The following is a 12,913-nucleotide window of genomic DNA, read 5'->3' as shown; positions in this document are numbered from 1 at the left end:
AGTCCCACCGTGCAGGAACTCAGAGTCGTCGGCGTCCGAGTCGAGTTGCCCGGGAACCAGCCCATCCTGCTGCTCAAGGAGACGCAGGGCGAGCGATACCTCCCCATCTGGATCGGCGCGGTCGAGGCGGCGGCGATCGCCTTCGAGCAGCAGGGCGTGCGCCCGGCCCGGCCGATGACCCACGACCTGCTGCGCGAGGTCGTGCGCGTGCTCGGCGCGACGCTGGAGGCGGTCAACATCACCGAGATGCGCGACGGCATCTACATCGCCGAGCTGGTCTTCGGCGACGACCGGGTGGTCAGCGCCCGCCCGTCGGACGCCGTCGCGCTCGCCGTCCGCACCGGCGCCCCGATCTACGGCGCCGAGGAGCTGCTCGACGAGGTCGGCATCGAGATCCCTGACGAGCAGGAGGACGAGGTCGAGAAGTTCCGCGAGTTCCTCGACCAGATCTCCCCGGAGGACTTCGGCGCCGGCTCCGGCTCGGGCGGCGGCTCCGCCTGAGAGCGGACCCCCTCGTCCCACCGCCTCCGTGACGGACCACGTCCCCTCACCCTCGCAGGCCCGGGGTGCGCCTCCGGACGGCGCCGACCCCGGGACGGGGCCAGGGCCGGGGCGGCCGGGGCGGGTGTGACTGGTGTGACGGGAACGCGGGTTCGATGGCCCTCCGGCTCAAGCGGCGGCCGCGGTGCGCCGATACCCCTCTGATGGGTGAGTGCTGCGACACGCCGCCCTCCTCAGTTGACCCACCCCAGGGCCCGGCTTACGGTCGGCGAACAACAGCGGTGTGACACCTGCGACCCGACGCGGCAGCCGACCTGCAGCGACCCGAGTCCCGGTCCGCACCGCGGGGGACCGCGGCAGCAGCTGCGGGAGCAGAGGAGGACGCTGACGTGAGCGACCAGAGCAACGGCTCCCAGGGTCAGCTCTTCAGCGACGCTGCCGTGGGCGCGCCGTCCTACGACGAGGTCGACAGCGACCTCGTCGGGTACCGCGGCCCGACGGCGTGTGCCGCTGCCGGCATCACCTACAGGCAGCTCGACTACTGGGCCCGTACCGGTCTGGTCGCCCCGTCGGTGCGCAGCGCCACCGGCTCGGGCACCCAGCGGCTGTACTCGTTCCGCGACATCCTGGTCCTCAAGGTCGTCAAGCGGCTGCTCGACACCGGCGTCTCGCTGCAGAACATCCGCAAGGCCGTCGACCACCTGCGCAACCGCGGTATCAAGGACCTCGCCAACGTCACCCTCTTCTCCGACGGCGCCACCGTCTACGAGTGCACCTCCGCCGAGGAGGTCGTCGACCTGCTCGCCGGCGGGCAGGGCGTCTTCGGCATCGCCGTCTCCGGTGCGCTGCGCGAGCTCTCCGGTGAGCTCGCCGAGCTGCCCGCCGAGCGCATCGACGGCGCCCCGGTGCACACCGCGGACGACGAGCTCGCCGCGCGTCGTCGCCGCCGCGCCGCCGTTTAGGGGAGACCCCCGACACGAGGGCACCGGCGCCGCGGGTGCCCTCGTTCGTCCGTCGGTGACCTCGGCGATCTCGCACGTGTGGAGCTCGGCAGCCGAACGAGATCGCCGATCTCACCGCCCGCTCAGCCGCTGGTAGCGTCGATGTAATGGCGGACCGTGCCCCAGAGCCCCTGCCCGCACTCGCCGCGCTGGACCCCGCGGGGTCCTTCGCCGACCGGCACATCGGCCCGCGACCGGACGAGACGCAGGCGATGCTCGCCGCCGTCGGCCACCCGACGCTGGAGTCCCTCGTCGACGCCTGCGTGCCCGAGGGGGTGCGCGACCGGACGCCGCTGGACCTGCCGCCGGCCGCCGACGAGTCCACCGTGCTGCGGCTGCTGCGCGAGCGCGCCGAGGCCAACGAGGTCTACACCTCCATGATCGGCCTGGGCTACTCCGGCACGGTCACGCCCGCGGTCATCCAGCGGACCATCCTGGAGAACCCCGCCTGGTACACCGCCTACACGCCGTACCAGCCCGAGATCAGCCAGGGCCGGCTCGAGGCGCTGATCAACTTCCAGACGATGGTCGCCGACCTGACCGGCCTGCCGGTCGCCGGCGCCTCCATGCTCGACGAGGCCACCGCCGCCGCCGAGGCGATGACCCTGGTGCGCCGCGCGGGACGGGCCACGGCCGACGCGGTGTTCGTCGTCGACGAGGACACGCTGCCGCAGACCCTCGCCGTCCTGCGCACCCGTGCCGAGCCGCTCGGCATCGGGCTGCACGTCGCCGACCTCTCCGCCGGCTGGCCGACCGACCTGCCCGACGCCGGCGCGTTCGGCGTGCTGCTGTCCTATCCGGGGGCCAGCGGCGCCGTCCGCGACCACCGGACCCTGGTCGCCGCCGCGCACGAGGCCGGCGCCGCGGTCGTCGTCGCCGCCGACCTGCTGGCGCTGACGTTGCTGGAGGCGCCGGGGGAGTGGGGCGCCGACGTCGCCTGCGGCAGCTCGCAGCGCTTCGGCGTCCCCATGGGGTACGGCGGGCCGCACGCCGGCTACCTCTCGGTGCGCGAGGGCCTGGCCCGGCAGCTGCCCGGCCGGCTCGTCGGGGTCTCGGTCGACGCCGACGGCGACGTCGCCTACCGCCTGGCCCTGCAGACCCGCGAGCAGCACATCCGCCGGGAGAAGGCGACCAGCAACATCTGCACCGCCCAGGTGCTGCTCGCCGTCATGGCCGGCACCTACGCCGTCTACCACGGCGCGGAGGGGCTGACCACGATCGCCGCACGCGTGCACCGCAGCGCGCAGACCCTGGCCGGCTGGCTGCGCGCCGGAGGACTGGACGTCGTCCACGACCGCTTCTTCGACACCGTGCACGCCCGGGTGCCCGGGCGGGCCGCCGAGGTGGTCGCCGCCGCGGCCGACCGGCGGGTCAACCTGCGGCTGGTGGACGCCGACACCGTCGGCGTGGCCTGCGACGAGACGACGACGGTGGCGGTCCTGCGCACCGTCGCGGAGGCCTTCGGCGTCCCGGCGGACAGGACCGACGAGGGCAGGGCGTCGCTCGCCGACGGCGGTGCGGACGCGCTGCCGGCCGAGCTGCGCCGCCGCAGCCCGTTCCTGACCCACCCGGTCTTCTCCGCGCACCGCTCGGAGACCGCGCTGCTGCGCTACCTGCGCTCGCTGGCGGACAAGGACCTGGCGCTGGACCGCACGATGATCCCGCTGGGGTCGTGCACGATGAAGCTGAACTCGGCGGTCGAGATGGCCGCGATCACCTGGCCGGAGTTCGCCCAGCTGCACCCGTTCGCCCCCACCGAGCAGGCCCGCGGCTACCGGCAGCTCATCGACGAGCTGTGCACCGCGCTGGCCGAGGTCACCGGCTACGCGGCGGTCAGCGTGCAGCCCAACGCCGGCTCGCAGGGCGAGTTCGCCGGGCTGCTGGCCATCCGCGGCTACCACCGCTCCCGCGGCGAGGCGCACCGCGACGTGTGCCTCATCCCGTCCTCGGCGCACGGCACCAACGCCGCCAGCGCGGTCATGGCCGGCATGCGGGTCGTCGTCGTGGCCTGCGACGAGGCGGGCAACGTCGACGTCGCCGACCTGCGGGCGAAGGTCGACCAGCACGCCGACCGGCTGGCGGCGATCATGATCACCTATCCGTCGACGCACGGGGTGTTCGAGGCCGACATCCAGGAGATCTGCGGGGCGGTGCACGACGCCGGCGGGCAGGTCTACGTCGACGGCGCCAACCTCAACGCGATGGTCGGCCTGGCCAAGCCCGGCCGCTTCGGCTCCGACGTCAGCCACCTCAACCTGCACAAGACCTTCTGCATCCCGCACGGCGGCGGCGGCCCCGGCGTCGGCCCGATCGGCGTCCGGGAGCACCTGGTGCCGTTCCTGCCCGGCCACCCGCTGGTGGACACCGGCACCCAGGGCCCGGCGGTCTCGGCCGCGCCGTGGGGGTCGGCGGGCATCCTGCCGATCTCGTGGGCCTACCTGCGGCTGATGGGCCCCGACGGGCTGCTGCGGGCCACCGAGCACGCCATCCTGGCGGCCAACTACGTCGCCGCCCGGCTGGGCGAGCACTATCCCGTGCTCTACACCGGCGCCGAGGGGCTCGTCGCGCACGAGTGCATCCTCGACATCCGGCCGCTGACCAAGGCCACCGGCGTCACCAACGACGACATCGCCAAGCGGCTGGTCGACTTCGGCTTCCACGCCCCGACGATGAGCTTCCCGGTCGCCGGCACGCTGATGGTCGAGCCGACCGAGAGCGAGGACACGGGCCAGCTCGACCGCTTCGTCGACGCGATGGTCGCCATCCGCGCCGAGATCGAGAAGGTCGCCACGGGGGAGTACGACCGCACCGACAACCCGCTGCGCAACGCCCCGCACACCCTCGCGATGGTGGCGGGGGAGTGGGACCGGCCCTATCCGCGCGAGACCGCCGTCTACCCGGTGCCGGCGCTGCGGGGCCGCGGCTACCTCTCACCGGTGCGCCGGGTCGACCAGGCCTACGGCGACCGCAACCTGGTCTGCTCGTGCCCGTCGCCGGAGGCCTTCGCCGAGCCCGTGTCGGCCCCGGGGCCGGCGGCGCACGTCCCGGACCGTGCGGAGGGTGCCCCCGACGACCTCGGGACGGCGGCCGACGCCGTCCCTGCGGGCGCGCAGGCCTGACGACCGCCGCCTGCGGGCGGCACCCGGCGAGCCGGGCGGGGCGGGACGCGGCGCCTGCACCCGCCCGGGGCACGGACGGTGCCGACGAGCGGCGCCGGTCGAGGACCGGGGCCGCCGCTCCTGCGCGTCTCACCTTCTACCGTTATGCCCAACAAAGGGTTGCTTCTAGAGCGGTGCCCGCGCGAGGGGGCGAGGAAGGACAGCTGTCCAGGGAGCTCCGGTGGTCGCCTCTGACGCGGCAGCACCCGTCACAGGCGACGACGGGCCGACACCCGTGGCGCGGGCCCCGGGCGCATGGGGGCCGTGGTCGGCGGCGGGACGGTGATCAACCGCGGGTGGGCACCGGCCGCGCCGGAGTTGATCATGGGCCCGGCGCAGGCGACACGCGGGAACGCGCCGCGGCGGGCGACGACAATCCCATGATCATGATAGGCAGCCGGCCCGGTACCCGCCCTCAACCGTTATCCCCAACATCTGGCAAGCGAACCCGGCCAGCTCCAACCGCACATGTAGACAAAAGACCGAAGTCAGATCTTGCGCAGCAGGACCCGGCGCACCTCGTGGTCGGCGGCCTTCTGCAGCACCAGCCGGGCCCGCGAGCGGGTCGGGGCGATGTTGTCGCGGAGGTTGGGGCCGTTGACCGCCGCCCAGATGCCCAGCGCGGTCTCGCGGGCCTGCTCGTCGGTCAGGCCCGCGAAGCGGTGGAAGTAGGCGCTGGTGTCGGCGAAGGCCGTGCGCCGCAGGGCGAGGAAGCGCTCGACGTACCAGCGCTGGAGGTCGGTCTCGGCGGCGTCGACGTAGACCGAGAAGTCGAGGAAGTCCGAGAGGAAGACCTCGGGCGCCCGGCCGTCGGCCCGGCGGCCGGCCTGCAGCACGTTGAGCCCCTCGAGCACGAGGATGTCGGGCCGGTCGACGACCTGCCGGCGACCCGGGACGACGTCGTAGGACTGGTGGTCGTACAGCGGGGCGCTGACCTGGCCGCGGCCGGACTTCACGTCGGCGAGGAAGCGCAGCAGCGCCCGCCGGTCGTAGCTCTCCGGGAAGCCCTTGCGGCCGAGCAGCCCGCGGGCCTCGAGCTCGGCGTTGGGCAGGAGGAAGCCGTCCGTGGTGACCAGGTCGACGCGCGGGCTGCCCGGGCCGGCGGTCAGCAGGGTCTGCAGCAGCCGGGAGGTGGTGCTCTTGCCGACGGCGACGCTGCCGGCCACCGCGATGACGTAGGGCACCTTGGCCGTCGAGTCGCCCAGGAACTCGCTGCGGGCCGCCCACAGCCTCCGGCTGGCCTCCACGTGCAGCCGCAGCAGCCCGGCGAGGGGCAGGTAGACCGTCGCCACCTCGTCGAGGTCGATCCGGTCGCCGAGGCTGGCCAGCGACTCCAGCTGGGCCGCGTCGAGGGGCAGGGAGCCGCCCGCCGCGAGCGCCCGCCACGAGTCGCGGTCGAACACCGCGTAGGGCGACACCTGGGGCCGTTCCGCGGCCGTCACGCCGCCCATCCCACTCCTGTCACGGACTCCATCGTGCCGTCCCGCCCCGGCGGCTCACCCGCCCGGGTGGGGCAGGGGCGCCGGATCGGCGGTGGAGCGGACGTCGTCCCCCAGCCCGTCTAGGGTGCCGGTGTGTCCGTGCCCGCCGGCCTGCTCGAGCGCGTCGAGCGGTACTTCGCCGCCGCGCCGCTGCCGGACGCACGCATCGAGTCCGCCGGTGGCCTCGACGTGCCGGTCGGGAGCCCCACGTGGCCCTATCCGGCGCGGCCGCGGCCGGGGGAGCCGGTCGGCGCCGACGACGTGCGAGCCGCCGTGGCGCTGCAGGAGGCCGCCGGGCTCCCGGTGGCCGTCGAGTGGGTCTGCGAGGACGCGCCCACGGTGGAGGCCGCCGTCCGCACCGCGGGGCTGACCGTCGGCTCGTCGCCGCTGCTGGTCGCGGCCGACCCGGTCGAGCTGCTGCTGCCCTGGGGCGTGCGGCTCTACCTCGTCGGCGCCGACGACCCCGACCTGCCGCGCTACGAGCGGCTGGCCTCGATCGCCTTCGCCAACCCGGGGCCGCGCTCGGAGGCCGGTGGGGCCGCGGTCGGCGTGGCCGTCGGGTCGCCCCGCACCGCGGTGCTGCGCGAGCGCATCGCCACCGGCCGCACCGTCATGATGGTGGCGGTGGAGGGAGGCGAGCCGGTCGCGGTGGGCACCCACCACCCGGTGGACGTCGACGGCACCGAGATCACCGAGATCGCCGGTGTGGCCACCCTGCCCCGGTTGCGCGGGCGGGGCCTCGGTGCGGGACTGGCCTCGGCGCTGACCGCCCACGCACGGGAGACCGCCGAGCTGGTGTTCCTGGTCGCCGGGGACGACGACGTCGCGCGGGTCTACGAGCGCACCGGCTTCGCCCGGTTGGCCACCGTGGGCGTCGCCGACCTCGCCGACGCCTGCTGAGCCGCCGTTAGGGCGCCGGGGCGAGCGGGACCGCCGCCGCGGCGGCGTCCAGCGCGCCGCTCGCCGCGTCCCACCCGACCGACCGGGGCACCTCGCTGAGCAGCACGACCACCCGCCCGCCGACGACGCCCACCGAGTGCAGGTGGCGCTGGCCGCCGAGGCAGCACATCCAGCCCTGCTTGACCCCGGCGCCGGGCAGCGTCCCGAAGACGCCGAACTCCTGGTCGAACCCGTCCGAGGCGATGGGGGTGGCCGCGCGCATCCAGCCCAACAGCGTCTCGGCGTCGTCCGGGTGTGCCACCACGGGCAGCCGGGCGAGGAAGCGGGCCAGGTCGTTGGCGGTCGTCGTCGTCTCGCCCCACTGGCCCCACCGGCGCGGCGGCGCGGTGCCGGTCAGCCCGTAGCGGACGGCGACGTCGCTGACGGCCCGAGCACCGCCGAAGCGCACCCAGAGGTCGGACGCGGCGGGGTCGTTCGAGCCGCGGATCATGACCTCGAGCTGCGCCCGGTCACCGGGCGTCAGGACGATCGCGCCGGTGCGGGCGCGGTGCAGCACGTCCTCGGCGATGAAGAGCTTCACCAGCGAGGCGGTCGGAAACGGGCGGTCGGCCAGCTCGTTGCCCGCCGTCCGCGCCAGCACCTGCGCGGTCACGGCCTCGGCCGCGCGGATGGAGACGCCCGCCTGCCGCTGCTCCTGCTCGGCGACGACGACGGCGAACGCGCCCACGCCACCCTGCGCGGCGGTCACCGCGGGGACGACGTCGGCGGGCGCGGGGAGCTCCGGCACGGCGGGCGCAGGGGGCTCGGGCGCAGGGGGCTCGGGTGCTGGGGGCTCGGGCGCGGGCTGCTCCTGCACGGCGGGCGCAGCGGGTGCCGGCGCGGCGGGTCCGGGGTCCTCCTGCGCGGTCGCCCACCCGGGGACGCCGAGCCCGGCGACCAGCAGCGCGAGCAGGACCAGGGACACCACGGCCGCCGGCGCGCTGCGACGGGCACGCCGGGGCGCGCCTCCGTGTGCCGCGGTCGCCCCCATGGCACCATGCTGCCCAGCTCAGCGAGCAAGTACGACAACCTTCAACGACCCCGCCGGGTGTCGCCGCACAGCGCATCCGGCCGGTCGCACCGCGGTACGAAACGTAGCCGTTCAGCCCTGTTCGTAGGTGCCGACGAGGACGGCGCGGGCCAGGGTGTGGCTGAACAGGTTGAAGCCGAGGAAGGCGGGGGAGGCGTCCGGCGGCACCTCGAGCCGGTCGACGTCCACGGCGTGCACCGTGACGAAGTAGCGGTGCGGTCCGTGGCCGGCCGGGGGAGCGGCACCGACGAAACCAGGGAACCCGGCGTCGTTGCGCAGCTGGACCGCGCCCTCCGGCAGCCCTGATCCCGACCGGTCGCCGGCGCCGCTGGGCAGCTCGGTGACCGAGACCGGGATGTCGGCCACCGCCCAGTGCCAGAAGCCGCTGTGGGTGGGCGCGTCCGGGTCGAAGACGGTGACCGCGAAGCTCCTCGTCCCCTCCGGGAAGCCCGACCAGGACAGCTGCGGCGAGCGGTCCTCACCGCCGGCGCCCATGACCCCGCTGACCTGCGGCTTCTCCAGCGGCGCGCCGTCGGTGACGTCGGCGCTGGTCAGCTGGAAGCCCGGCACCTGCGGCAGCAGGTCGTAGGGGCTGGGCGGCGTCGGGCGGTCGGCCATGGACGGGCTCCTCGGGTGTCGTGGGACCGGGGCGGGGACGGGTGCTCCCGCGCCGACCCTAGGAGGACGCCGCCCTCCCCGCCCGTCGCAGGTTCGGGACGGGGCCGCTCTCGGGCCGGTGAACAGCCCGTTTCCCGGCCGGGCACGCGCCCGCGGACGCCGGTAGCGTCGGGCCGTGCTCGGTCTCCCCGGCTCGATCCGTGCCTGCCTGTTCGACCTCGACGGCGTCCTCACCCGGACCGCGACGGTCCACATGGCTGCCTGGAAGCGCACCTTCGACGAGTTCCTGCGTTCGCGCGACCCCGGGGTGCCCGAGTTCTCGCAGCAGGACTACAACCGCTACGTGGACGGCAAGCCGCGGCTCGACGGCGTGCGGGACTTCCTCGCCAGCCGCGGCATCACGCTGCCCGAGGGCACGCCGGACGACCCGCCGGACGCCGCGACCGTGCACGGGGTGGGGCTGCGCAAGAACCAGCTGGTCCACGCCGAGCTCGCCGAGCACGGGGTCGAGGTCTACCCCGGCTCGATGCGCTACCTGCGCGCGGCCAAGCAGGCCGGCCTGGCCACCGCGGTGGTCACCGCGTCGCGCAACGGCGCCGAGGTGATCGAGGCCGGCGGCTTCGCCGACCTGATCGACACCCGGGTGGACGGCGAGGTCGCGGCGGCGCAGGCGCTGCGCGGGAAGCCCGCACCCGACACCTTCCTGGCCGGCGCCCGGGCGCTGGGCGTGCCGCCGGCCGAGGCCGTCGTCTTCGAGGACGCGCTGGCGGGCGTGGCCGCCGGCCGGGCGGGTTCCTTCGGCTACGTGGTGGGCGTCGACCGGGTCGGGCAGGCCCAGGCGCTGGCCGCCTCCGGTGCCGACGTCGTCGTCACCGACCTCGACCAGCTGCTGGAGGGGTCGTGACCGAGGGCCGGCCCACCTTCCCCATCGAGCCGTGGGCGCTCACCGAGACGGGGCTCGACCACTCCGCGCTCGCCGTCCACGAGTCGGTCTTCGCACTGTCCAACGGGCACATCGGCATGCGGGGGTCGTTCGAGGAGGGGGAGCCGGTCGTCGTCCCGGGGACGTACCTCAACGGCTTCTTCGAGGAGCGGCCGCTGCCCTACGCCGAGGCCGGGTACGGCTTCCCCGAGCAGGGCCAGACGGTCGTCAACGTGACCGACGGCAAGCTGATCCGGCTGCTGGTCGGCGACACCCCGCTGGACCTGGACTACGGCGAGATCGTCGAGCACCGGCGGACCCTGGACCTGCGTCGCGGCCTGCTGCGCCGCTGCACCGAGTGGCGCTCGCCGAACGGCCGCGTCGTGACGGTGACGAGCACCCGGCTGGTCTCGCTGCGCCGCCGGTCGATCGCCGCCATCGAGTACAGCGTCGAGTGCACCGACGGGCAGGGCGACCTCTACATCGCGCTCCAGTCGGACCTGCTGGCCAACGAGCCGGTCGACAGCGGCTCCGAGGCCGACGACCCCCGGGCGGCTGCTGCCCTGGCCCGCCCGCTGCTGAACGAGATGGCGGTGGCCCGGGGGCAGCGCGCGGTGCTGGTGCACCGCACCCAGCGCAGCCGGCTGAGGATGGCCGCCGGCATGGACCACGTCGTCGAGGTGCCCGACACCTCCACGACCGACATCGAGGCCACCGACGACCTCGCCCGCTTCACCCTCGCCGCCCGGCTGCCGCAGGGCTCGTCGGTGCGGCTGATCAAGTACCTCTCCTACGGCTGGTCCTCCCGGCGCTCGGCGGCGGCGCTGCGCGACCAGGTCGAGGGTGCGCTGGCCACCGCCAAGTTGGCCGGCTTCGAGCGGCTGCTGCGCGAGCAGCGCGAGGTGCTCGACGAGCACTGGCAGCACGCCGACGTCGAGATCGAAGGGGACGACGAGCTGCAGCAGGCCGTGCGGGTCGGCGTCTTCCACCTGCTCCAGGCCGGCCTGCGCGCCGAGCGCCAGCCCATCCCCGCCAAGGGCCTGACCGGTCCTGGCTACGACGGGCACACCTTCTGGGACACCGAGACCTACGTGCTGCCGGTGCTCACCTACATCGCGCCTCACGCCGCCCGTGACGCGCTGCGCTGGCGGCACTCCACCCTCGAGTTGGCCCGCGAGCGGGCCCGGGTGCTCGGCCTGGAGGGGGCGGCCTTCCCCTGGCGGACGATCCGAGGCGAGGAGACGTCGGGCTACTGGCCTGCGGGCACGGCGGCCTTCCACATCAACGCCGACATCGCCGACGCCGTCGTCCGGTACCACAACGCCACCGAGGACGAGGAGTTCGACCGGGACCACGGCGCCGAGCTGCTGATCGAGACCGCCCGGCTGTGGGCCTCGCTGGGTCACTTCGACGACGAGCACGGCTTCCGGATCGACGGCGTCACCGGTCCTGACGAGTACACCGCCGTGGTGGACAACAACGTCTACACGAACCTCATGGCGCAGCGGAACCTGCGCGAGGCGATCGCGGCTGTGAAGCGCCAGCCCGACGTGGCCGGCCGGCTCGGCGTCACCGGGGACGAGACCACCCGCTGGGACCGGGCGGCCGCGCTCATGGCGGTGCCCTACGACACCCGGCGCGGCGTGCACATGCAGTCCGACGCCTTCACCCACCACGAGGAGTGGGACTTCGAGGCGACCCCGCCGGACTGCTACCCGCTGCTCCTGCACTACCCGTACTTCGACATCTACCGCAAGCAGGTGGTCAAGCAGGCCGACCTGGTGATGGCGCTGCACCTGCGCGGCGACGCCTTCACCCACGAGGAGAAGGTCGCCGACTTCGCCTACTACGAGGCCCGGACGGTGCGCGACTCCTCCCTCTCGGCCACCCAGCAGGCCGTGGTCGCCGCCGAGACCGGCCACCTGGCGCTGGCCTACGACTACTGGGGCGAGGCCACGCTGACCGACCTGCAGAACCTGCACGGCAACTCCGGGCACGGCCTGCACATCGCCTCGCTGGCCGGGGGCTGGACGGTCGCCGTCGCAGGGCTCGGCGGGATGCGCGACCACGGCGGGCAGCTGGCCTTCGCGCCCCGGCTGCCCGACCGGATCACCCGGCTGCGGTTCCGGCTGAACTACCAGGGCCGGCTGCTCGTCGTGACCGTCACGCCCACCGAGGCGACCTACCGGGTGATCGAGGGCGACCCGCTGGACGTGCAACACCACGGCCGGCGGCTCACGGTGACCGAGGACGAGGTGACCGCCGCGATCCCGCCCGCACCCGAGGTGGCGCCCGTGCACCAACCGCACGGCGTGGCGCCGAGGCGGCGCGGCCGCCGCTGAGCAAGGACCACCCTCCCCCACGCCTCGGAGAAGGACCCCGTCCCCCTCACCGCTCGCAGGCTCGCAGGCTCGCCTCCGGACGGCGCCGACCCGGCCAGGGCCGGCGGACACTGCCGGGTCGGGGAGGACTAGCCGAGCAGCCACCAGCCGCCGAGCAGCAGCGCGCCGACGTCGACCAGCAGGAACAGCCCGACCCACAGCAGTGCCGGCAGGCGGGTGAGGCGGGCCAGCTGGTCGGCGTCGGAGTCCGGTGCGGCCCGGCGCCGCCGGGCCCGCTGCAGCTCGAGCACCGTCTTCGGTGCGGCCAGCAGCAGGAACCAGGTGCCGGCAGCGGCGAAGGCGGCCTGTCCGGACGGCGGCAGCCAGCGTGTCACGGCCACGACGACGGCGCCGGTGGCCAGCACCGCCCAGAGCCCGTACCAGTTGCGGATCTGCACCAGCAGCAGCGCCAGCAGGCTCAGCAGCGCCCACAGCAGCCCGACGGCGTGCCCGGCGGCCAGCAGCGCCGCGGCGCCCAGCCCGAACAGCGCCGGCCCGGTGTAGCCGGCGGCGCAGGTCAGCACCATGCCCAGGCCGGTCGGCCGCCCCGCCGACACGGTCAGACCCGAGGTGTCCGAGTGCAGCCGGATGCCGGCCAGCCGCCGCCCCGCGGCCAGCGCCACCAGCCCGTGCGCGCCCTCGTGGGCGATGGTCACGACCGTGCGGGCCGGCCGCCACAGGGCAGGGGCCCCGACGACGACGGCGGCCGCGACGAGCGCACTCACCAGGACCGCCGTCGGCAGCTGGGGCAGGGGAGTGGTCACGCGGGTCCAGAACCCCTCGACGACGTCCACACCGGGGAGTCAACCGCACGCAGCTGTGAGTGCTCGGTGGTCCCGTCGGACCGCTGACCCGCCGATGTGCAGGAAAGACGCGTCTCTC

10 protein-coding genes are annotated in these 12,913 nt (G+C 74.6%); 6 read left to right on the top strand and 4 right to left on the bottom strand.

Translation table 11 applies throughout. The features are described from left to right. Nucleotides 1–9: 9 nt before the first annotated feature. The 3 genes from BLW63_RS16865 (at nucleotide 10) to gcvP (ending at nucleotide 4,621) form a co-directional block, all read left to right on the top strand. Complete coding sequence (locus BLW63_RS16865) at nucleotides 10–501, top strand: bifunctional nuclease family protein (RefSeq protein WP_091158734.1); 492 nt, start codon at nucleotides 10–12, stop codon at nucleotides 499–501. Nucleotides 502–890: 389 nt separating this feature from the next. Beyond that, nucleotides 891–1,463 (top strand): MerR family transcriptional regulator, encoded by a 573-nt coding sequence (locus BLW63_RS16860; protein WP_091158731.1) that lies wholly within the window; start codon nucleotides 891–893, stop codon nucleotides 1,461–1,463. A gap of 146 nt (nucleotides 1,464–1,609) precedes the next feature. Then, nucleotides 1,610–4,621: an aminomethyl-transferring glycine dehydrogenase gene (gene gcvP, locus BLW63_RS16855; RefSeq protein WP_091158730.1), complete on the top strand. Its 3,012-nt coding sequence runs from the start codon at nucleotides 1,610–1,612 to the stop codon at nucleotides 4,619–4,621. A gap of 527 nt (nucleotides 4,622–5,148) precedes the next feature. Here the strand turns inward: gcvP and coaA are convergent. Beyond that, entirely contained in the window at nucleotides 5,149–6,111 is a 963-nt protein-coding gene (coaA, locus tag BLW63_RS16850; protein ID WP_091158727.1) for a type I pantothenate kinase, read from the bottom strand. Between the two features lie 123 nt (nucleotides 6,112–6,234). On the opposite strand from coaA, the gene BLW63_RS16845 reads away from it, so the two are divergent. Beyond that, nucleotides 6,235–7,041 carry a GNAT family N-acetyltransferase gene (locus BLW63_RS16845; protein WP_091158724.1) on the top strand — a complete coding sequence of 269 codons (807 nt, stop codon included), beginning with the start codon at nucleotides 6,235–6,237 and terminating at the stop codon, nucleotides 7,039–7,041. 7 nt (nucleotides 7,042–7,048) lie between these two features. Here BLW63_RS16845 and BLW63_RS16840 read toward each other — a convergent pair whose 3' ends face one another. Beyond that, nucleotides 7,049–8,071 (bottom strand): serine hydrolase, encoded by a 1,023-nt coding sequence (locus BLW63_RS16840; protein ID WP_211517138.1) that lies wholly within the window; start codon nucleotides 8,069–8,071, stop codon nucleotides 7,049–7,051. Nucleotides 8,072–8,182: 111 nt separating this feature from the next. Next, nucleotides 8,183–8,728 (bottom strand): YbhB/YbcL family Raf kinase inhibitor-like protein, encoded by a 546-nt coding sequence (locus tag BLW63_RS16835; RefSeq protein WP_091158721.1) that lies wholly within the window; start codon nucleotides 8,726–8,728, stop codon nucleotides 8,183–8,185. A 175-nt stretch (nucleotides 8,729–8,903) separates the two neighbouring features. Between BLW63_RS16835 and BLW63_RS16830 the strand changes: the two genes are divergently transcribed. Both BLW63_RS16830 and BLW63_RS16825 read left to right on the top strand, forming a co-directional pair. After that, nucleotides 8,904–9,632, top strand: a complete 729-nt coding sequence (locus tag BLW63_RS16830) for an HAD family hydrolase (protein ID WP_091158718.1) — start codon at nucleotides 8,904–8,906, stop codon at nucleotides 9,630–9,632. Beyond that, entirely contained in the window at nucleotides 9,629–11,992 is a 2,364-nt protein-coding gene (locus BLW63_RS16825) for a glycoside hydrolase family 65 protein (RefSeq protein WP_091158716.1), read from the top strand. Before BLW63_RS16830 ends, BLW63_RS16825 begins: the two co-directional genes overlap by 4 nt. 128 nt (nucleotides 11,993–12,120) lie before the next feature. Here BLW63_RS16825 and BLW63_RS16820 read toward each other — a convergent pair whose 3' ends face one another. Then, nucleotides 12,121–12,825 (bottom strand): M50 family metallopeptidase, encoded by a 705-nt coding sequence (locus tag BLW63_RS16820; RefSeq protein ID WP_091158713.1) that lies wholly within the window; start codon nucleotides 12,823–12,825, stop codon nucleotides 12,121–12,123. Nucleotides 12,826–12,913: the final 88 nt, after the last annotated feature.

The organism is Geodermatophilus africanus (genome assembly GCF_900107105.1).
Lineage (GTDB): Bacteria > Actinomycetota > Actinomycetes > Mycobacteriales > Geodermatophilaceae > Geodermatophilus > Geodermatophilus africanus.
The sequence above is the reverse complement of the archived record's forward strand: the minus strand, read 5'-3'. Positions and strand labels throughout refer to the sequence as shown.